Raw genomic sequence first — 20,154 nt, 5'->3', positions numbered from 1 at the left:
ACATTTGTTACGATTGAGGGTGTCCTTGCCGCCTTTTCTGGCGGAACCAGGTCAATGACGACCATCGTTTGAAAGGAATCCTCATGAAAGCTTATGCAATGCTCGGTCTGAACGAGACGGGATGGGTCGAGAAGCAGGACCCGGTCTGCGGCCCGCTTGATGCCCTATGCAGACCGGTGGCGCTTGCTCCGTGCACTTCTGATGTGCATACGGTGTGGGAAGGCGCCCTGGGTGAGCGGCATGACCTCGTCCTGGGTCATGAAGGCGTCGGAGAGGTAATAGAAGTCGGAGATCTGGTAGAGGACTTCGTGCCGGGAGATGTCGTGATAATGCCTGCGATCACCCCGGATTGGGGGTCTAGGGAAGCTCAGCGCGGATATCCCGTCCATTCCGGTGGCATGCTGGGCGGATGGAAATTCTCGAACAGCAAGGATGGCGTGTTCGCCGAGAAGATCCACATCAACGATGCTGATGCGAATCTCGCACTGCTTCCCCAGGAAATCAGCCCAGAGACCGGCTGCATGCTCTCTGACATGATGCCGACCGGATTCCATGCCTCTGAGATGGCGAAGGTCACATTCGGCGAATCAGTGTGCGTCATTGGCATCGGTCCCGTTGGCCTGATGTGCGTTCGTGGCGCCGTGCTTCGCGGAGCGTCGCGCGTGATTGGCGTCGGCTCTCGACCGATCTGCGTCGAAGTGGCCAGGGAATATGGGGCGACCGACATCGTCAGCTACAAGGATGGGCCCATAGCCGAGCAGGTGCTCGACATGACTGACGGCGATGGAGTCGACCGCGTGCTGATCGCGGGAGGTGACGTGGACACCTTCGCCGAGGCGATACGGATGCTCAAGCCTGGCGGAGCCATCGGGAATGTCAACTATCTTGGCAGTGGTGACAGCGTGAGGATACCGCGTCTGGAATGGGGCGTCGGCATGGGGCACAAGACGATTCATGGCGGGCTGATGCCAGGGGGCAGATTGCGGATGGAGCGTCTGGCAAGCCTCATCGTTCATGGGAGAGTCGACCCGTCCCTGATGATCACGCATCGTTTCGAAGGATTCGATCATGTCGAGGAAGCCGTCAGACTGATGAAGGATAAGCCGCAGGATCTGATAAAGCCCGTCGTATTCATCGGTTAGACAGGCAATTCGCCTCGGTCCAAGATTTCTCGGACCGAGGCGAATTGCTTCGAAAGCTGGGATTGGCCGTCATGCTGGCAGCCCATCCAGGCAGATGCTACTTTGCAAGCGTCGTGTTGATGTTGCGCACTTCGTCGAACCTCTTGGTGGCGTCTTCCCAGTTGATGATGTTCCACCAGGCCTTGACGTAGTCGGCACGGACATTGAGATAGTCAAGGTAATACGCATGCTCCCACAGATCGAGAAGCAGCAGTGGGAACACGGTCACAGGAAGGTTGCCCTGGTGATCGAAGAGTTGCAGCGTTATCAGTCGTTCGCCGAGAGTGTCCCATGCGAGCACGGCCCAGCCCGAACCCTGGATGCCGGCAGTCATCGAGGTGAAATAGGTCTTGAAACCCTCGAAGGATCCAAACTGATCTTCGATGGCGGCCTTGAGTTCACCCTGTGGCTCCTGACCGTCCGATGGAGCCATGTTCTTCCAGAAGATGGTGTGATTCTTATGGCCTGCAAGGTTGAATGCGAGGTTCTTCTCAAGAAGGTTCGAGGTTGCCACGTCTCCGGAATCGGCAGCGTCGTGAATCTTCTCCAAGGCGGTGTTGGCGCCGTCGACGTAGGCCTTGTGATGCTTGTCATGATGAAGTTCCATGATCTTTCCGGATATGTACGGCTCCAGTGCCGAATAGTCGTAAGGTAAATCCGGCAAAGTATAGATTGGCATAAAGCCCTCCTCTTTGACTGGGTTTCGGGAACACTTCCCCAGAAACCACGTGATGTGATTTATTCGTTTCGTGTTGCTCCAGACCATAGCCCCGGTCTTAGCACCCAAGACTAGTGGAAAATCAGCGCTTTCCCAATTGTCGGTGTTCGCGCTGAGTGATAATTCCACCAGTCCTGCATGCATCCGAAACCGTTCAGCGACGGCGAGCGGCGACCGGTTGAACGGTCTTCGTGGGCCTCCGTCGGCGCAGCGGAGCGAGCTGGAAGACCTCATCCGACTCCTGGGCGACTTCCGGACTGTGCGTGACGATAATCACACATTTGCTATGATCGTGGGCCAGCTTGGCGAAGATGTCCATGATGTCTCGCTGGGTGCCCAGATCCAGATTGCCGGTTGGTTCGTCGGCGACGATGATCTTCGGATCGTAGCTCAGCGCTCGGGCGATTGCGACTCGCTGCTGCTCGCCGCCAGAGAGATGGAGGATGCGCTCATTCGCGTATTCATCGGGCAGATGCACCTCCTCCAGCAGTTCCAGGGCTATATCCTTCTTTGGCCTATCGAACTTCTTGCCCGATGCATCCATCGAGAGCACTATGTTCTCGGTGACCGTGAGTGCGGGGAGGAGATTGAAGCTCTGGAAGATCACTCCGATGTCGTGGCTTCTGAAGTCATAGCGATCCTGCTTGGCGAGGTCCTTTCCCTGATAGATGACCTTTCCCTCCGAAGGGGAGGTGAGCCCCGAGATCAGCGACAGAAGCGTCGTCTTTCCCGCACCGGAGGGTCCGGTGATCGCATACACCACGCCGGGCCTGAATGCGTGGGAAAGATTGTGCAGCACTTTCTTTCCACCCCGCTTGTAGGCGTATGAGACATCGGACAATTCAAGGATCGCCGGTACCTTGGCTGACCCATCGTCGGCGCTTCTTGAGGCGACCTCGCTGTTGATGTCGTCCTGTGGCGAGGCATCCTTTGCGTCAGCGGCGGAATTGCTGGGCGATGATTGGGTTTGCCCATCGATCTGTTTTGTATCGTTCATTGTATTTCCTTACACAATCGAGATGCGCGAATTGCATGTGCGCATTGAAATGCACCGTCTGGCATTGCCAGCCCTGTGGTGAGATGCACTTCTCATTGGGAATGTTGCCGGTGGGTGCCGAGGCACCCGAAGTGTCACGATCGGTCTGCAAGAATCTGGAGAGGTTCATATCTCATGACGAATATGACCCCGACCAAGGCGGATATGAGTGTCAGACCCAATCCGATCAGCAGAAGCTGCCCGACCATCGACAGGCTGACCGATGTGTTGATGGATGACACGTAGCTCACTGCCTTGGTGCTGAACGGATTGCCCGTTCCCTGCGTCGGCGCGGCGGCCGTCTTGCCTGTGGTCGTGCCAGAGGATGAACCGGACGTTCCACTCGTCGAGGTGCCTGAACCGCCGACGTTGGCTCCGCGACCGAACTGCGCCTCCTGGGTCGATGCCTGCGATTCCTGCTGCGAAACCTGGCTTGCAAGCAGCTGATTGGAGACGGGCACCGATGTCGCAGCTCCTGCGACGGCTCCGACGCCGAGTCCGATCATGGTGACGATGAGAAGCTCGATGGCGAATTGAGTCGCGACCTTCGCCTTCTTCACGCCCATTGCGGTCAGTACGCCAACCTCGTATTTGCGCTCGCGGACATTGAACAGGCTCAGCACTATCAGCACGACGCCTCCGACGGCCAGGACGACAAGAAGCAGGGTGAGCGCGAACTTGGCGAGATTGTTCAAGGGCAGCAGACTCGATTCATATTCCTCGACGTCTGCGGATGACACCGTGTAGTCGGAGGAAAGCCCGGCCTTCTTCACATCCTTGGTGAATGTGGTGTATGCGCTCTTGCTGCCAAGCACGTATGTATAGCTCAGCTGTGCCGCTGCCGTCTTCGTCGAGGTTCCCGACGAATCGGTCGTGGTCACCGTGCTTGAAGCATCCAATCCGAGAGCCTTCAGCGTGGAGATGGAAGTGTAGATGGCGTTCGAGGGATCCGATGAGGTGGACTGCGAGGGGCCATTGTTCGAGGAGCTCGTGTCGGTCGTGTTCTTATAGATGCCGACGACCTTGAGCTTGATCGTCTTGCTGGTGTCATATGGGTTGGTGACGGATATGGTGTCGCCCACCGAGACCTTGTTGAAGTCTGCCAAGGACTTGCTGATGATGACATCGCTGTTCGACGAGCTTGTGTAGCCGAAGACCTTGCCTGACGTCATGGTGAAGGTTCCATTGGTGGCGTTCTTTACCGCCGTGTCAGAGGAGAATCCGACGAGGCTGAAATCGCCGCTTTGGGTCTCTTCGGCGCCCATGCCGCCACCCATGCCGCCACCGGCGCCCTGGCCGGCAGCTTGACCTGACGACGAGGAGCTGCTGGAGCTGCTGGTGCTTGTCGTCGAGACGGGTTGGAAGGAATCGGTCTTGGACACTGAGGAGGTCTCGGTGTAATAGGTTCCGGTCTTTACCGTCGACGCCTTGGCATATTTCTCGTAGGAGGCCAGAGACAGCGTCTTGCTAGCCAGCGCGCTGCGTGCTGCAGAGAAATCGGGCTTGCTGCTGCTTGAACTGCTTGAGCTGCTTGACTGGGCGCTGGATATCAGTTTTTCCCGGTTGACGCTGATCTGAGCGGTGACGGAGGTGTCTTCCAAGCCGGTCGCCCTTGCGGAGTCGGCAGCCTGACGAATGGACAGTCCTATTGTCGCGGCTGCCGCGATGATCGCGACGATGATCGCTATGAGAATGTTGCGGCCTTTGTTCCGCACAACGCTTTTCCATGCGTTTTTGAACACGAACATTGGATTCCTTACCGTTAATGAAGTGGTTGGGCCGATATCACGAGTACCGATTCGTCCCGTGATTCTCATACAACACGGCCATGTTGTATGAGTTCTGTGGCGTTGCTTAAATGAATCCCAAAGAATTCTTAAGGTTTCCTGAGTTCGATAATTTCCAGGGAATGCATCTGTCTCTGCTGCGGTGAAGGGATCATCGGAAATTTCCCCTAAGATTGCCGAACCGTACCGTATTCCTGCCACTCGGCCTCGGAAGGCATGCAAAATCATGAGGTCGTTCCGCAGTGTAGATCATTGTGTTGTTGGGGGAGCTTAGACTGAGAGCCATGCCTTTCTCGACTGAATACATGGATAATCCGCATGCCGATCGCGTCAGACGGATCGCACGGCTTTCGCAATCCAGGGCGAGACAGCGTTCCGGGCTGTTTCTTGTGGAAGGTCCCCAGTCAGTGAGAGAGCTTGTGGCATGCCGACCGAAGATCGTCAAGGATCTCTATGTTCAGTCGCAACAGGGCGATACAGACCATAGGCGAGCTGTGACGGAGGTCATTGCACGCATTCTTCGGCATCCGAACATCCCGCAGATATATGTTCACTATGTAAGCGACGCAGTGATGAGCCAGATAAGCGACGATTCCCAGGGAATCGTCGCAGTCGCCGAAGGCGAGACGATGCAATCGCAGCTCCATGACGTGTTGGAGTCCGATCATCGTGATGCACCGCTGACGCTCGCGGCGTTCTGGCAGATCCGCGATCCTGGGAACGCTGGAACCGTCATTCGCGCTGCGGATGCAGCAGGATGCGCTGCCGTCATCTTCGTCGATGACTGTGTGGATGCGTTGAATCCGAAAGTGATACGTTCGACCGCCGGATCGATATTCCATATTCCCATCATCGCCATGAGCGCCGAGGGCTTCCTGCAGTCTATGCATGATGCGGACATCGCTGTGGTGGCTGCGGATGTGCATGGAGTGGAAGGCAGGGAGTCCGAGTCGTTGCCCACGCTCATTGCAGGCTCAACAGATAAGAAGGAATCCAGGGTGATTCTCTTTGGCAACGAAGCCCGCGGTCTGCCAGAATCGATGCTGCTTCAGAGTCAAAGGATCGTCTTCATTCCCATGTATGGCAAGGCGGAATCATTGAATCTTGCAACGAGCGCCGCAATCATGCTGCACACCCTTGCTATGTCGAGTCATGTTGAAAGAATATGAATTCTGTCAGGGTCGCTGGAATCCATCGGGATTGCTGAGACCATCTGTTCGCGCGCCTAGGAAGACGCTGCGGACGCGAGAACCGTAAATTGAGGAAAGGTCCGAAGTTGGCAGACGTTGCAACGTTCGACGCTGACGCGATCAAGGCACAGGTTGCCGAGGGAATCAGCAAAATTCAGGAAGCCTCAAGTACGAAAGAGCTCAATGGGCTCAGAACGCAATACGCCGGCGCGGATTCTGCGATGACGTTGGGGAGCAGGTCGATAAAGTCCCTTCCGGCAGAGGAACGCAAGGATGCCGGAAAGCTGATGGGGAAGCTGAGGGCAGACTTCGGCCGAGCCTTTTCCAGTCGTATGGAGTCGGTTGCGGCGAAGGAGGAGAGCGATGAGCTGGCCCGCGAGGCCGTCGACATGACGCTGCCGGTTCGCCGCAATCCCATCGGTGCGCGGCATCCATTGGCGAAGCTGCTCGAAGACGTTGAGGACTTCTTCGTCTCCATGGGCTGGCAGATAGCCCAGGGGCCCGAGGTTGAGGCTGAGTGGTATGACTTCGATGCTCTGAACTTCGGGCCGGACCACCCTGCGCGGCAGATGCAGGATACCTTCTATGTCAAGGGGAATCAGGCCAAGGATGCCGCCGGCTTCGTCGGTTCGAACATGGTCATGCGCACCCATACCTCGCCCGTGCAGGCTCGTTCGCTGCTCAGCAGGGGAGTTCCGCTGTATGTGGCATGCCCCGGCCGCGTATTCAGGACCGACGAGCTTGACGCCACGCACACGCCAGTGTTCCATCAGTGCGAGGCCATCGCAGTCGACAAGGATCTCACGATGGCAGACCTGAAGGGCGTTCTCGATAAGCTTGCCATCGCGATGTTCGGCAAGGACGCGCGCACGCGTCTGCGTCCGTCATACTTCCCATTCACTGAGCCGAGTGCCGAAATGGATCTGTGGTTCCCCGACAAGAAAGGTGGCCCAGGCTGGATTGAATGGGGCGGATGTGGCATGGTCAACCCCAATGTGTTGAAATCGGCCGGCATCGACCCTGATGTCTATGCGGGCTTCGCCTTCGGCATTGGCATGGAACGCACGCTGCTGCTGCGTCATGACATCAATGACATGCACGACCTCGTCGAGGGCGATGTGCGTTTCAGCCGTCAATTCGTTATGGGAGAGTGATCAGTCATGCCAATGGTTGACATTGATTGGCTCACGGAGCATGTGAAGCTTCCTGCCGATCTTACATATGAACAGCTTGCCAAGGATCTCGTTCGTGTCGGGCTCGAGGAGGAGATGATCCATCGCTCCACGATCCTCGGACCGATCGTCGTCGGATATGTGGTCTCCGCCGAGCCGGAGGAGCAGAAGAATGGCAAGACCATCAACTGGTGCAAGGTCGATGTCGGTGACGAATACAACGACAGGGACGATGACGGCAATCCTCAGCCACGTGGCATCGTCTGCGGAGCGCCGAACATGGCGGCAGGCGAGAAGGTCGTCGTCACACTTCCCGGTGCGGTGCTTCCGGGAGACTTCAAGATCGAGCCACGCAAGACCTATGGCCATGTGTCTGACGGCATGTGCGCGTCCGAACGTGAATTGGGCCTGAGTGAGGAGCACAACGGCATTCTGCTGCTCCGCGAATACGGTTTCAGCAAGGAGCAGTATGACGCGTTGAAGCCTGGCGATGACGTCATGCATCTGCTTCATCTCGACAATCCGATCCTGGAGATCAACATCACTCCGGACCGTGGATATGCATTCTCTTACCGTGGAGTCTCGCGTGAGTACCATAACTCCACCGGTGCCGAGTTCACCGATCCTGTGCTCGCATTGAACAGGGAGCTGCCCAAGCAGCCCAGGACCATGTCCGAGGATGCTCAGGAAGGCCATCCGGAGGTTTCCGTCGAAATCGACGATGACAATCCCATACATGATGTGGTCGGCTGCGATCGCTATTACGCCAGAACCATCCATGGATACGATGCATCTCAGTCGCATACGCCCCATGAAATCCGCCGACGTCTTGTACGTGCAGGAATGAGAAGCCTGTCGTTGCCCGTCGACGTGACCAACTATGTGATGATGGATCTTGGTCAGCCTCTTCACGCATACGACCTTGACAAGATTTCCATGCCAATAGTGGTCCGCAGGGCCGCCGAAGGCGAAACCCTGGTGACGCTTGACGGCAAGGAACGCAAGCTGAATTCGGAGGATCTGCTGATAACCGATTCGCCTGATGGAAACAGGGCTTCACGCGTTCTCGGACTTGCAGGGGTCATGGGTGGCCAATATGGCGAAGTCACCGAGGAAACCAAGAACATCCTGATCGAATCAGCACACTTCGATCCGATCACCGTCGCTCGTTCGGCGCGCCGGCACAAGCTGCCTTCAGAGGCGTCACGACGCTTCGAGCGCGGAGTCGACACGATGCTTCAGCCCGCTGCGGCACAGCTCGCCGTGGACATGCTCGTTCACTATGGGCAGGGAGAATCCTCTTCAAGCGTCACCGATGTGAACAATGCCAAGGCTCCCAAGCCGATTCACTTCAAGGCCAGGGAGGTCGCCCGGCTTTCCGGCCTCAGCATAGACCTGAACAGGATTTCATCGATTCTTCAGGACATCGGCTGCCGTCTCGGTGGCGGTGGCAATGGGGAATTCCTGGTCGCGCCACCTACCTGGCGACCCGACCTGACCGAGGCGTGCGACCTGGTCGAGGAGATCGCCCGACTCGTCGGATATGACCAGATTCCCGTCAAGGTCCCTTCCGCACCTGTGCTTGGCAGGAGCGGTCTGACTTCGCAGCAGCTGCGACGACGCTGGATTGCAGACACCCTGGCTGAGTACGGTCTCGTCGAGACGCTGAGCTACCCGTTCGTGGGCGATGAGGACTTCAAGGCGTTCTGCGTCGATCCCGATCAGATCGAACCGGTAAGCGTTGAGATTCAGAATCCCTTGGCAGGTGACAGACCATATCTTCGCCGTGAATTGCTCATGACCCTCGCTTTGACCGCCCAACGCAACATACGCCGTGGATTGCACAATGTGGGTGTATATGAGCTTGGCTCGGTATTCCTTTGGGATCCGAAGGCTCCCGCAATCCCAGCATTGCCTGGGGGAGTCAGGCCGGATGACGATCATCTGCGTGCGCTGGACGCAGGTCTTCCTCAGCAGCCGCTGCACGTCTCTGGCATTCTTACCGGTCAGGCTGAGCATGACGGCTGGCTGGGAGAGAACCGTCCGGTGGATTGGACCGATGCAGTCGAGATCGTCCGTCGCATATCGGACCGCATCGGCGCCCACCTGTCTCTGGTGCAGCCGCAGCCCGAGAACGTGGAGCCGTCCTGGCATCCAGGTCGTGCCGCGCATGTGGTTCTGCCAGATGGTTCCATCATCGGCATGGTCGGTGAGCTTCATCCCCACGTCAACGAGGCGCTGGACTTCCCCGAGCATTCGGCCGCCTTTGAGCTGAACGTGACGGAACTGCTCAAAGCCGTCGATGACAGGCCGGTGCAGGCACGTCCGATTTCGACGTTCCCGCCAGTCCGTCAGGATCTGGCCTTTACGGTTGCGAAGACCGTCACCGCCGAGCAACTGACGAATTGCATACGACAGTCCGCAGGCGACGACCTTGAATCCATAGAGCTCTTCGACGTCTACACGGGCGATCAGGTGGGCGATGACGAGAAGTCCCTGGCTTTCTCAGTCACCTTCAGGTCTGCAGAGAAGACCCTGACTTCGCAGGACAGCGAGCGCATACGCAAGAATATTGTCGATTCTGCAAAGGATCTGGGCGCTGTGCTGAGAGCGTGAGGAAGGAACTGCGGTTTCCTCTTATCTATCCGGCGACATAGTATCTACCTATATCGCCGGATATTTGTTATATATGGCTTATACTTGGTACGACGACAAGGGGACGGTATCAATGAGCTCGAGTGAACGTAACCCAGGTCAGGTAGGGCCGTCTGGGAATTATGGTGTTCCGCAACCGAATGCTCCAATGCAGCAGCAACCGGACAATGGCGGCAATCGGCCGATCGAAAATCCGCAGAAACAGAACGTGCAGGACCAGAATTCGCAGGACCAGAACGTGCAGAATCAGAATGTGCTGAGGAAGCCGCAGAGCAGTCCGAAGCCGGAATATGGTGCGATGGCAAGCCAATATCCGGGCTGGAATCCATATGTCTTTGGCGCTCCCGAACCCGAGCAGAAGGCCGAGGCCAAGCCGGCGCCTGCGCAAAGCCGTCAGAACCAGGGTCTGTGGGCAGGCAATCCCTATCTTCGACCAGGCAATGGTGGGAGCAACGGTGCGCCTGGCAATGGCGCTCCGAACAACGCAAACCAAGGCGGGAACGGCATGAATGGAGATCCTCGCCAAGGTGGGGCTCCGAATCCTCAGTCAACTCAGTTCGGCAATGACCGCAATCTCAACAGACGCGGCATGTATCCGACCATCGATCCGAACGATCCCAACCAGAACCCTCTCTATGGCCGCTGGGATCCATACGCGATCCTTTCCTTCATTCTTGCGCTGTTCTTCCCATTCCCGTTCATGCCTGCGATCATGGGCGCGATATCGGTCTACAGAACGCGTTTCTTCCATATGAGGGGCAAAGGGCTGGCGATTGCGGCGATTGTGATCAACCTGGCGTATTCGGCATTGGTGATATGGATGTGGATCAATCACATCGACGCAAGCCAGCTGTACCAGGACATCTATAGCTGGATCGGGAGCACGACCGGAACGTCCGGAAGTTCCGTTTCTGCATAATTATGCATTGTCGTGCATACATGTATATACTATTGCCAGTTGGTTGACAAGACATGTCACCTGAACAGCTTTGGAGTTATGCATGGCACATTATTCAGTTGCCGTGGCGGGGGCCACAGGCTATGCGGGCGGAGAGGCTCTCCGCATTCTGGCTTCGCACCCAGACATGGAGGTCACCTGCGTCACGGGGCACTCCTCGATAGGGCATAGGCTTGGCGAATATCTTCCTCACATCCCATGCCTCGCCGATCTGGAAGTCCAGGACACGACTCCGGAAGTGCTCAATGGGCACGACATCATCATTCTGGCACTGCCGCACGGCGCTTCGGGCGCGTTGGCGGAGAAACTGGACGATGCGTCCGTGGTCGTCGACCTCGGCGCTGACCACAGACTCGAGGAACGGGACATGTGGGACCGCTATTATGGCGGACCGTATTACGACTCGTGGATATATGGCATGCCCGAGATGATTTCCGGCAACGTTCACGGATCGCCGTCGAAGCAGAGGAACCTGTTGCGCGGTGCACGACGGATCGCCGGACCCGGCTGCAACGTCACTGCCGTTACCCTCGCCTTTCAGCCAGCCCTCGCATATGGGCTCATTGATGAGAAGGACATAGTCGCGGATCTGGCCGTCGCCTATTCCGGTGCTGGGAAAAACCTGAAGCGGAGCAATCTGCTCGCTGCAGAGGCCCTCAATTCCGCGACGCCATATTCCGTCGGCGGCACGCATAGGCATATTCCCGAGATGCTGCAGAATCTCACGCACGCTGCCGGACGCGAAGGTGCACGCTGGCAGGATATCTCGCTTGGCTTCACTCCGATGCTGGTTCCGATGAGCCGTGGAATCCTTGCCACGGTCTCCGCCCGTCTCAGCGAGAAGGCCTGGGACTTGAGCGATGAGGCGATCAGATCATATTGGCAGGATCTCTATGCCGACGAGACCTTCGTGAGGCTGCTGCCGCAGGGAGCGATGCCTGCAACGCAGAACGTCCTGGGTTCCAATTGCGCGCATGTTCAGGTGGCGGTGGACAGGACCTCCGGGCGACTCTATGCCTTCTGCGCGATCGACAACCTCAATCGAGGCACAGCCGGGCAGGCGATCCAGTCGCTGAACATCGCCCTGAATCTTAACGAGATCACTGGTTTGACAACGATAGGAGTAGCTCCATGAGCGTCACATTTGCACAGGGTTTCAAGGCGGCTGGAGTCGTTGCAGGAATATCGACGCACGAAGGTAAGCGCGATCTGGCAATCGTCGTCAACGAAGGCCCTCTCGACGCCGCTGCAGGGGTGTTCACTCCCAACCGTTTCTGCGCGGCACCCGTTCAGTGGTCAAGAATCGCGATTCAGGACGGACATCTCAAGGGCATTGTGGTGAATTCCGGCGGTGCGAATGCCTGCACCGGTCAGGCGGGATATGAGCAGAGCTCGCAGACCGCACACGAACTCGCGCGCATGGCACATTGCGAGGATACGGACATAGCCGTCGCCTCGACTGGTCTGATAGGCGAACTGCTGCCTCTCGACCATGTGCTGCACGGCGTTCATGACGCCTACGAGGCCATGGAAGAAGACGCTGAGGCAGGAGACAATGCCGCACATGCCATCATGACGACCGACACCAAGCCCAAGACGGTCGAGATTCAGGGATCCGGATATCGTGTCGGGGGCATGGTCAAGGGCTCGGGCATGATAGCCCCGCAGCTTGCCACGATGATATGCATTCTTACGACGGATGCCGTGGTGACGCCAAAACAGGCCCATGACGCCGTGTGCCGGGGCACGCAGACCTCTTTCAACCGCATTGACGTCGATGGCTGCATGTCCACCAACGATACGGTTATCCTGATGGCTTCAGGTGCCAGCGGGGTGACTCCGGACATCGAGGAATTCAAGGATTCCGTCGCCCAGGCATGTGCATCCCTGGCCCATCAGATCGTCGGCGACGGTGAGGGTTCCTCGCACGACGTCGACATGACCGTCATCGGTGCCAGTGACGAGCAGGCCGCCCTGGCCTGCGCCCGCGCCGTCGCGTCATCGAATCTCATGAAGTGCGCGATCGCAGGCAACGACCCCAACTGGGGAAGGGTCGTATCTTCCGTCGGCACCGTCCCCGAATCCATCGCACCATATGACCCGAACCAGGTGACGGTCGACATCAACGGAGTCAGGGTCTGCGACGGCGGCAAGCCGGGCCAGGACCGTTCACTCGTCGACATGACTCCACGACACGTCGACATCGTTATCAATCTGCATGCAGGTGAATCTCAGGGAACGATATGGACTGACGACTTGACTCATGAATATGTACGAATCAACTCAGACTACGAATCATGAAGCATCGAGGAAACAGGGGATCGACATCGATTACGAAACGAAGACGAATGAATCCACAGAATGTGACGAGGCCGACGATATGAGCGAGATCAAGGGTCCGGGCTTTCATTTCGACGTGCATACTGATCTGAGAGCCGACCAGAAGGCAGAGGTGCTTATCGAGGCACTGCCGTGGCTTGAGGAATTCTCTGGCAAGCGCATCGTCATCAAGTACGGCGGCAATGCGATGGTCGATCAGCATCTCAAGCGGTGCTTCGCGGAAGACATGGTGTTTCTGCGCCAGGTGGGCCTGCACCCGATAGTCGTGCATGGCGGCGGTCCGCAGATTTCCAGAATGCTGAAGGCGCTGGGAATCAAATCCGAGTTCAAGGGCGGACTGCGCGTCACGACGCCCGAGGCCATGGACGTCGTGCGTATGGTGCTGACCGGCAAGGTGTCCCGCGAGTTGGTCGGCATGATCAACGCCCATGGCCCATACGCAGTGGGCCTTTCCGGCGAGGATGGGGGACTGTTCTCGGCGATGCAGCGAAAGCCTATGATCGACGGTGTTCCTACGGACATTGGACTCGTTGGTGATGTGGTGAGCGTCGATGCCTCGGCGGTGGAGGATCTGATAAGCGCAGGCAGGATTCCTGTGGTGTCGTCGGTCGCTCCGGATGAGACGAATCCCATGCAGGTGCTGAATGTGAATGCTGATTCTGCGGCGGCGGCCCTTGCTGCGGCGGTCGGCGCATCCAAGTTTCTGATTCTGACGGACATCGACGGTCTCTATGCCGATTGGCCGGATGAGAATTCTTTGATTGGTCGGATCGGTGTCGAGAACCTGAGGGACATGCTCCCCGATCTGGAGACTGGCATGAAACCCAAGATGGAGGCGTGCGTGCGTGCCTTGGACGGAGGAGTCGTCCAGGCACACATCATCGACGGCCGCAAGCCCCACTCGCTGCTCAATGAGATATTCACCTCAGCGGGAATCGGAACGATGGTCGTGCCGCAGGATGGCATAGAGATGAGGAGTTCATATGTCCGCAGTTGAAAAGGTCGGCAAGCTTGACGAGCAATTGCTCGACGAATATCAGGATGTGCACATGCACGTCTTCGGCAAGCCCTTGCGCGTGCTCGATCATGGCAAGGGGACGCACGTCTGGGATGTGGACGGAAACGAATATCTCGACTTCCTCGGGGGCATCGCCGTCAATTCGGTTGGCTACGCGGATCCACGCTGGATCGCCGCGCTGACGGCGCAGGCCGAGAAGGCGGCGCATGTGAGCAACTACTTCGCGACCGAGCCTCAGATCAGGCTGGCCGAGAAGCTGATAGAGCTTGCCGGCGCGCCCAAGGGCTCACATGTGTATTTCGGCAATTCCGGAACTGAAGGCAACGAAGCGGCCCTGAAGCTTGCGAAGCTCTATGGTCGGACACTGCCGAACGCGCACACGGTCATGGGTGGCAAAAGTCCTCGGATCATCGCGCTGAAGCATGGATTCCACGGTCGCACGATGGGTTCGCTCAGCGCGACATGGAAGCCCGCCATCCGCACACCCTTTGAACCATTGGTTCCAGACGTCGAATTCGTAGATGCGAACGATATCGATGCCATGCACGATGCCTTCGCACGCACGGGCGCTGGAAAGTATGCAGAGGGACCCGTTGCGGCTGTCATCATCGAAATGATTCAGGGAGAGGCTGGGGTGCTGCCGCTCGACCCGTCGTATGTCCAAGGTGTGAGGGCATTGTGCGACAGCAATGACGCGCTCCTGATCGTGGATGAGGTGCAGACCGGCATCGGACGCACCGGTTCGTGGTTCGCCTTCCAGAGAGAGGACCTGGGCGGAGGCATCCAGCCCGATATGGTCACCTTCGCCAAGGGCGTTGCAGGAGGATTCCCCATGGGAGGCATGATCGCCTTTGGTGAGAAGCTTTCGCGCATGTATTCGGCAGGATTGCATGGTTCGACCTTCGGCGGCAACCCTCTCGGCGCTGCAGCCGCCTTGGCGACTCTGCACATCATCGAGGAGGATGGATTGGTCGCCAATGCCGAGGAGCGTGGCATCCAGCTTAGGAATGCCTTGGATGCTTGCGACAATCCGCTGTTCGTGGCGACCAGGGGCCGTGGTCTGCTCAATGCCGTTCTGCTTGCGCATCCTTGCGCGCACGCGGTGGTGGACTGGGCATTGGAGCATGGTCTGATCGTCAATGCGGTAGCTCCGAATGCATTGCGTCTGGCACCATCATTGGTGGTCAGCGGCGATGACGTCGACTCTTGCGTCGAGACGCTTGCCAGGGTTCCTTCGGATCTGGCAGACGACTGACGCTCGATGGCTGATGACTGCCACATCAGCCGCGGTAAGTGCATTGAAGGCATGTGGGCAGGGGAATGCATGCCGAAGGGAAATGAAAGGAAGAGATGGAGATGACAGCACCTCTACGGCATATGCTGCGCGATGACGACGTTTCGCATGACGAGCAGCTGCAGATTCTGAGACTGGGCATGAAGTTCAGGAAGAATCGTTTCCACGCGCGACCTTTCGAGGGTCCGCAGGCTGTCGCGATTCTCTTCGACAAGCCAAGCACCAGAACTCGTTCGAGCTTCTCCGTGGGCGTCGCCGAACTTGGAGGATATCCGCTGGTGATCGATAAGGGAGGATCCCAACTGGGCAGGGGAGAGCCGGTTGCCGATACCGCACGCGTGCTCACTCGCATGACCTCAACCATCGTGTGGAGGACCTTCGGTCAGGACCGAGTCGAGGAAATGGCCAGATACGCCACCGTTCCCGTCGTGAACGCGCTGACCGATGAATTCCATCCATGCCAGGTCCTCGCCGACTTTCTCACGATCGCCCAGCATCGCGGAGGCGTCGATGCGCTGGCAGGCAAGCGCATCGCCTATCTTGGCGACGCGGGGAACAACATGGCGAATTCGTATCTGCTTGCCGGCGCGACCGCAGGAATGCATGTCGCCGTCGCCGGTCCCTATGGCTATCTGCCAGACCCTGGGATCGTCGAGGAGGCCAAGGCGATCGCAGAAAGGAACCACGGTTCCATTCTGGTGACCACGGATCCGAACGAGGCGGCAAGGGATGCCGACTGCATCTTCACCGACACATGGGTCTCGATGGGTGAGGAAAGTGAATACGCGACCCGCTCAAAGCCATTCTGGAACTATCAGGTCAACGATGAGCTTATGAGCCGCGCTGCCCCGAATGCACTCTTCCAGCACTGTCTGCCGGCATACCGGGGCAAGGAGGTCACCGCATCGGTCATAGACGGCCCACAATCCGTCGTGTGGGACGAGGCCGAGAACCGCCTGCACGCGCAGAAGGCGCTGATGACCTGGCTGATTGGCAAGCAGCGTGGAGATGAAAGCCTGCTTGGCTGAGGCTTCTGCATGCCGAATCGAGGGGTTTCGAATCGATGGGTTATGAATCGATGGGTTTCGAATCGATGTGAAGAAGGAATCCGACGGCAAGGCACAGGCAGGAACACTTGGGAACGACGATCGTCGCAATGCACATGCGACAGACAGGAGGTGACGAATGAGTGACGAGGAATACTCGGGGCTTCGCAGACCGCCGACGCGCACCGCACGGCACAGTGCGATTCAGCAGGCGCTTTCAAGCTCTGCCATCACCTCCCAGCAGCAATTGGCCGAGGTTCTTGCTACTCAGGGCATTGAGGTGACTCAGGCGACACTAAGCAGAGACCTTGATGAGATGCATGCGAGCAAGCAGCGCATGGCAGACGGATCCTTCGCATATGTTGTTCCTGAATCGGCGCTGTCTGGAGAATTCCCGACTGTCAGGGCTGCCATCGATGAGCAGTCCGACACAGAGAGCAACGTCTTGAACCGTTATGAGCAACAGCTTTCAAGAACCTTGACGGGTCTGGTGACATCCGTGGCGACAGCGCAGAATCTCGTGGTCATCCACACCCCTTCGGGCGCCGCGCAATATGTGGCAAGCGTCCTTGACCGCCAGTCAATCCAGGGCATCGTCGGCACCATTGCGGGTGATGACACGGTCATGGCAATTGCTGCGGATGCACAGACCGCAAAGACCAGGGCCGAGTGGTTCTTGCTTCTTGCCTCCGGAGGTGAGTCAGGGCACGCCGGAGCCAAGGCAAGGCCGTAATCATATCCTCTTGCGTAGCCGCCATGCGCTTACGCAAATGACATGCTGTACATGAATAATAAATGTGAAACACAGATCGGAAGGGTTGCTATGAGTGACAGGAACAGAATCGTATTGGCATATTCGGGAGGTCTCGACACCTCCGTCGCCATTCCGTACTTGAAGGACAGAACCGGCAAGGACGTCGTCGCTGTGTCATTGGACGTCGGTCAGGGTGGCGAGCGCCTGGAGACCATAAAGCAGCGAGCCTTGGCATGTGGTGCGGTCGAGTCGTATGTCGTCGACGCACGTGATGAATTCGCGGACGAATACTGCATGATGGCGCTTCAGGCCAATGCGATGTATGAGGGCGTGTATCCTCTCGTGTCTGCAATCTCAAGGCCATTGATCACCAAGCATCTGGTCCATGCTGCGCATCAGTTCGGTGCCGACACCATTGCGCACGGCTGCACGGGCAAGGGCAACGACCAGGTTCGCTTCGAGGTCTCGATCATGTCCATCGATCCGACGTTGAAGGCCATCAGCCCGATTCGTGACCTTGGGCTGATGCGTGACGTCGAGATCGCCTATGCCAAGGAGCACAAGCTTCCGATCGAGCAGACCGAGAAGAGCCCTTATTCCATCGATCAGAATGTCTGGGGTCGTGCAATCGAGACCGGATATCTCGAGGACCCGTGGAACGCGCCGACCAAGGACGTCTATTCGTACACCGACGATCCGGCATTCCCCCCGGTCGAGGATGAAGTGACGATCACTTTCAAGAAGGGCATTCCCGTTCAGATCGATGGCAGGGATGTAACGCCGCTGCAGGCGATCGAAGAGATGAATCGCCGCGCAGGCGCGCAGGGCATCGGTCGCATCGATCTGATCGAGGATCGTCTTGTCGGCATCAAGTCGCGTGAGCTCTATGAGGCACCAGGTGCGATTGCCCTGATCACAGCCCATGAGGAGCTTGAGAACTGCTGCCTCGAACGTGAACAGCACCGCATCAAGCGCGATATCGACAAGCGCTGGGGCGAGCTGGTCTACGATGCACAGTGGTATTCACCTGCCGTGAAGTCGCTGACCGCGTTCATCAAGGACACGCAGGAATACGTTTCCGGTCAGATTCGCATGAGTCTGCATGGCGGGCGTGCCGTCGTCACCGGACGTCGTTCCGACAGCTCTCTCTATGACTATTCGCTTGCAACCTATGAGACCGGCGACTCCTTCGATCAGAAGGCTTCGAACGGCTTCATCGAGATCTATGGCCTTCCGAGCAAGGTCGCCGCAGCCCGCGACGTCAAGTTCGGCAACGCCGTCGAAGTGCCGCAGGGCGACGTCAAGTAATCGATGTCAGACCTCACGCCGCCATGCTGCAGGCGTGAGGCCATCGATGAATCACGCCGAACCTGTGGCGGGATGAGGATGTGTGGCGCAGCCCCAGAATCGGGGCTGCGCTAGCATCGAGTGCAGGATGTGCAGTGCTGTGGCGAAGGTCGCAGCGGCCATGCGATGATGTGCAGTGCAACGGCAGCAACAAGCTTTAAGGATAGGTGCGTAGATATGGCTCAGCAAGGTCATGAATCAATTGCGTTATGGGGAGGCCGATTCAGTTCGGGCCCTTCTCCTGAGCTTTCTAGACTGAGCAAGTCCACGCAGTTCGACTGGCGTCTCGCGGATGACGACATCACCGGTTCGAGGGCGCATGCCCGAGCCCTGGCGCGAGCCGGACTGCTGACCGAGGATGAGCTCGACCGGATGGAATCCTCTCTCGATGAGCTGCAGTGCAGGGTCGACACCGGCGCTTTCGTTCCTCAGGAATCCGATGAGGATGAGGCCACGGCCCTTGAGCGTGGCCTTCTTGAAATCGCAGGTGACGAGCTGGGTGGCAAGCTGCGTGCAGGGCGTTCGCGCAACGATCAGATCGCGGCCCTTATCCGCATGTGGCTGCGTCGTCATGCCCGGTCCGTGGCAAGGGATGTGCTGACGCTTGTGGAATCGATCATCGCGCAGTCACGGACAGCAGGGACGACCGTCATGCCCGGGCGAACGCATATGCAGCACGCGCAGCCCGTTCTGCTCGCGCATCAGCTCATGGCCCACGCGTGGCCCTTGCTCCGTGACGTCGAACGGCTGATCGACTGGGATGCGCGTGCGGATGCGAGCCCATACGGTTCTGGTGCTCTGGCAGGGAACACGCTTGGCCTTGACCCGCAGGCGGTCGCGCATGATCTCGGCTTCTCCCGTGTGACCGATAACTCTATAGATGGAACGGCCTCTCGCGATGTGGTCGCTGAATTCGCATTCATCGCTGCGATGATCGGCATCGACCTGTCCCGATTGAGCGAAGAGATCATTATCTGGAACACCCAGGAATTCGCCTTCGTCCGTCTTGACGATGCCTATTCGACTGGTTCGTCGATCATGCCACAGAAGAAGAATCCTGACATCGCCGAACTCGCTCGTGGAAAGGCCGGCCGACTGATCGGTGACCTCACCGGATTGATGACGACGCTGAAGGCATTGCCGACTGCCTATGCCCGTGACCTCCAGGAAGACAAGGAAGCGGTGTTCGATCAGGTGGACACTCTTGAAGTCGTGCTGCCTGCCTTCTCTGGCATGGTCGCTACGCTGCGATTCGACGGCAAGCGTCTCGAAGAGGAAGCCCCGACCGGATTTGCGCTCGCGACCGACATCGCGGAGTGGCTGGTGAAGAACGGCGTTCCCTTCCGCCATGCACATGAGCTTTCCGGTGCCTGCGTCAAGAGGGCGGAAGGCCAGGGAGAGGAACTCTGGGATCTGACGGATGACGAGTTCGTCGAGATCTTCGATGGATTCGTCGATGCCGGACTTGCACCGAAGGTTCGCGAGGTTCTGACGACCCAAGGGTCTGTAAAGGCACGCAATGGCAAGGGCGGAACCGCTCCCGAACGCGTCGCCGAGCAGATCGAGGACGCTGAGGCACAGATGAAAACGCTTTCACAGTGGGTTTCCGTGCAGTAGACGGATGATGGTGGCCTCTTGCGAGAATCAGCTGGAACAAT

Annotated in this window: 16 protein-coding genes; 13 read left to right on the top strand and 3 right to left on the bottom strand. The window is 57.9% G+C overall.

From position 1 onward, the window contains the following. The first annotated feature begins 83 nt into the window (after positions 1-83). Positions 84-1,142, top strand: a complete 1,059-nt coding sequence (locus tag QN062_RS02770) for an NAD(P)-dependent alcohol dehydrogenase (protein WP_369342085.1) — start codon at positions 84-86, stop codon at positions 1,140-1,142. A gap of 97 nt (positions 1,143-1,239) precedes the next feature. Here QN062_RS02770 and QN062_RS02765 read toward each other — a convergent pair whose 3' ends face one another. The 3 genes from QN062_RS02765 to QN062_RS02755 all read right to left on the bottom strand — a co-directional run bounded on the left by QN062_RS02765 (position 1,240) and on the right by QN062_RS02755 (position 4,683). Next, on the bottom strand, positions 1,240-1,860 hold the full coding sequence (locus tag QN062_RS02765; RefSeq protein ID WP_369342084.1) for a superoxide dismutase: 621 nt from the start codon (positions 1,858-1,860) through the stop codon (positions 1,240-1,242). A 193-nt stretch (positions 1,861-2,053) separates the two neighbouring features. Beyond that, positions 2,054-2,896 (bottom strand): ABC transporter ATP-binding protein, encoded by an 843-nt coding sequence (locus QN062_RS02760; RefSeq protein ID WP_369342083.1) that lies wholly within the window; start codon positions 2,894-2,896, stop codon positions 2,054-2,056. A 134-nt stretch (positions 2,897-3,030) separates the two neighbouring features. After that, positions 3,031-4,683: an FtsX-like permease family protein gene (locus QN062_RS02755; protein ID WP_369342082.1), complete on the bottom strand. Its 1,653-nt coding sequence runs from the start codon at positions 4,681-4,683 to the stop codon at positions 3,031-3,033. Positions 4,684-5,006: 323 nt separating this feature from the next. Between QN062_RS02755 and QN062_RS02750 the strand changes: the two genes are divergently transcribed. From QN062_RS02750 to argH, 12 genes are all read left to right on the top strand, one after another. Continuing rightward, complete coding sequence (locus tag QN062_RS02750) at positions 5,007-5,891, top strand: TrmH family RNA methyltransferase (RefSeq protein ID WP_369342081.1); 885 nt, start codon at positions 5,007-5,009, stop codon at positions 5,889-5,891. Positions 5,892-5,998: 107 nt separating this feature from the next. Further along, on the top strand, positions 5,999-7,066 hold the full coding sequence (gene pheS, locus QN062_RS02745; protein WP_369342080.1) for a phenylalanine--tRNA ligase subunit alpha: 1,068 nt from the start codon (positions 5,999-6,001) through the stop codon (positions 7,064-7,066). A 6-nt stretch (positions 7,067-7,072) separates the two neighbouring features. Next, positions 7,073-9,700, top strand: coding sequence for a phenylalanine--tRNA ligase subunit beta (pheT, locus tag QN062_RS02740; protein ID WP_369342079.1), 2,628 nt, complete (start codon positions 7,073-7,075; stop codon positions 9,698-9,700). A gap of 112 nt (positions 9,701-9,812) precedes the next feature. After that, a complete protein-coding gene (locus QN062_RS02735; RefSeq protein WP_369342078.1) occupies positions 9,813-10,658 on the top strand; it encodes a DUF4190 domain-containing protein in 846 nt (281 codons plus the stop codon). Positions 10,659-10,740: 82 nt separating this feature from the next. Next, positions 10,741-11,832 (top strand): N-acetyl-gamma-glutamyl-phosphate reductase, encoded by a 1,092-nt coding sequence (argC, locus tag QN062_RS02730; protein ID WP_369342077.1) that lies wholly within the window; start codon positions 10,741-10,743, stop codon positions 11,830-11,832. Further along, the gene (gene argJ / locus QN062_RS02725) at positions 11,829-12,998 is read left to right on the top strand and encodes a bifunctional glutamate N-acetyltransferase/amino-acid acetyltransferase ArgJ (protein ID WP_369342076.1); all 1,170 of its coding nucleotides are present in this window, start codon (positions 11,829-11,831) and stop codon (positions 12,996-12,998) included. Before argC ends, argJ begins: the two co-directional genes overlap by 4 nt. A 79-nt stretch (positions 12,999-13,077) precedes the next feature. Continuing rightward, the gene (argB, locus tag QN062_RS02720; RefSeq protein WP_369342075.1) at positions 13,078-14,034 is read left to right on the top strand and encodes an acetylglutamate kinase; all 957 of its coding nucleotides are present in this window, start codon (positions 13,078-13,080) and stop codon (positions 14,032-14,034) included. Continuing rightward, on the top strand, positions 14,021-15,310 hold the full coding sequence (locus QN062_RS02715; RefSeq protein ID WP_369342074.1) for an acetylornithine transaminase: 1,290 nt from the start codon (positions 14,021-14,023) through the stop codon (positions 15,308-15,310). Before argB ends, QN062_RS02715 begins: the two co-directional genes overlap by 14 nt. A gap of 101 nt (positions 15,311-15,411) precedes the next feature. Then, complete coding sequence (gene argF, locus QN062_RS02710) at positions 15,412-16,377, top strand: ornithine carbamoyltransferase (RefSeq protein WP_369342073.1); 966 nt, start codon at positions 15,412-15,414, stop codon at positions 16,375-16,377. A gap of 157 nt (positions 16,378-16,534) precedes the next feature. Next, the gene (locus QN062_RS02705) at positions 16,535-17,128 is read left to right on the top strand and encodes an arginine repressor (protein WP_369342072.1); all 594 of its coding nucleotides are present in this window, start codon (positions 16,535-16,537) and stop codon (positions 17,126-17,128) included. 90 nt (positions 17,129-17,218) lie between these two features. Further along, positions 17,219-18,457 (top strand): argininosuccinate synthase, encoded by a 1,239-nt coding sequence (locus tag QN062_RS02700; protein WP_369342071.1) that lies wholly within the window; start codon positions 17,219-17,221, stop codon positions 18,455-18,457. Between the two features lie 216 nt (positions 18,458-18,673). Beyond that, positions 18,674-20,113 (top strand): argininosuccinate lyase, encoded by a 1,440-nt coding sequence (gene argH, locus QN062_RS02695; protein ID WP_369342070.1) that lies wholly within the window; start codon positions 18,674-18,676, stop codon positions 20,111-20,113. Positions 20,114-20,154: the final 41 nt, after the last annotated feature.

The sequence above is a fragment of the Bifidobacterium sp. WK012_4_13 genome, assembly GCF_041080835.1.
Lineage (GTDB): Bacteria > Actinomycetota > Actinomycetes > Actinomycetales > Bifidobacteriaceae > Bombiscardovia > Bombiscardovia fermentum.
This window is presented reverse-complemented; position numbering and strand designations above follow the sequence as displayed.

Coding starts and splice junctions, on each gene's coding strand:
- QN062_RS02770 (WP_369342085.1), top strand. CDS start 84: ATGAAAGCTTATGCAATGCTCGGTCTGAACGAGACGGGATGGGTCGAG.
- QN062_RS02765 (WP_369342084.1), bottom strand. CDS start 1,860: ATGCCAATCTATACTTTGCCGGATTTACCTTACGACTATTCGGCACTG.
- QN062_RS02760 (WP_369342083.1), bottom strand. CDS start 2,896: ATGAACGATACAAAACAGATCGATGGGCAAACCCAATCATCGCCCAGC.
- QN062_RS02755 (WP_369342082.1), bottom strand. CDS start 4,683: ATGTTCGTGTTCAAAAACGCATGGAAAAGCGTTGTGCGGAACAAAGGC.
- QN062_RS02750 (WP_369342081.1), top strand. CDS start 5,007: ATGCCTTTCTCGACTGAATACATGGATAATCCGCATGCCGATCGCGTC.
- pheT (WP_369342079.1), top strand. CDS start 7,073: ATGCCAATGGTTGACATTGATTGGCTCACGGAGCATGTGAAGCTTCCT.
- QN062_RS02735 (WP_369342078.1), top strand. CDS start 9,813: ATGAGCTCGAGTGAACGTAACCCAGGTCAGGTAGGGCCGTCTGGGAAT.
- argC (WP_369342077.1), top strand. CDS start 10,741: ATGGCACATTATTCAGTTGCCGTGGCGGGGGCCACAGGCTATGCGGGC.
- argJ (WP_369342076.1), top strand. CDS start 11,829: ATGAGCGTCACATTTGCACAGGGTTTCAAGGCGGCTGGAGTCGTTGCA.
- argB (WP_369342075.1), top strand. CDS start 13,078: ATGAGCGAGATCAAGGGTCCGGGCTTTCATTTCGACGTGCATACTGAT.
- QN062_RS02715 (WP_369342074.1), top strand. CDS start 14,021: ATGTCCGCAGTTGAAAAGGTCGGCAAGCTTGACGAGCAATTGCTCGAC.
- argF (WP_369342073.1), top strand. CDS start 15,412: ATGACAGCACCTCTACGGCATATGCTGCGCGATGACGACGTTTCGCAT.
- QN062_RS02705 (WP_369342072.1), top strand. CDS start 16,535: ATGAGTGACGAGGAATACTCGGGGCTTCGCAGACCGCCGACGCGCACC.
- QN062_RS02700 (WP_369342071.1), top strand. CDS start 17,219: ATGAGTGACAGGAACAGAATCGTATTGGCATATTCGGGAGGTCTCGAC.
- argH (WP_369342070.1), top strand. CDS start 18,674: ATGGCTCAGCAAGGTCATGAATCAATTGCGTTATGGGGAGGCCGATTC.